The sequence below is a fragment of the Paraburkholderia sp. BCC1885 genome, assembly GCF_900996235.1.
Lineage (GTDB): Bacteria > Pseudomonadota > Gammaproteobacteria > Burkholderiales > Burkholderiaceae > Paraburkholderia.
In genome coordinates this window covers 1-478 of sequence record NZ_CAAJGM010000117.1, presented here as the reverse complement: position 1 = coordinate 478, position 478 = coordinate 1, and the positions used below count along the sequence as shown (strand labels likewise).

Here is a 478-nt window from a genome sequence, read left to right as displayed (position 1 = left end):
TGGCGAACACCAGGTAGATGTAGAACGAACTGTCCCGCACCTGGTAGCCGCGCAGGTGAGTCTTCCCGACGTTGTTGCGCTCGTCCCAGAACAGGCCACCACCGAACACGTTCGCGACGGCGTCGCGCTCGGTCAGCTCGGTCAACACCAGCGTACGACTGCCGACCGAATCGTAGTCGACGGATTGGTTGACCCGTTGGTCATAGACGCTGTAGAGCCAGGGCACGCACGCCAGTGCGACGGCCAGGACGGCGAGCCGGGTCCGCAGCCGCCCGCGCCCGGCGAGCATGTGCAGTCCACAGAGCGCCGCGCAGACCGCCATCGATGCCACGGAGAAACTGAGCAAGGCGGTGGCGAAGCCGACGATGGGCGCGAGCGTGATGCGTCGCTGCGACAGCAGGAGCAGCACCGCGCCCGGCACGACCGTCATCGCATAAAACGACGGTTCGGAATACAGGACCAGCGCGCGGATGGAAAT

Annotated in this window: 1 pseudogene; it reads right to left on the bottom strand. The window is 65.5% G+C overall.

Annotation, left to right across the window (positions count from 1 at the left end):
• Positions 1 to 478 (bottom strand): annotated as a pseudogene (locus FQ755_RS12885) (hypothetical protein); the annotation flags it as partial.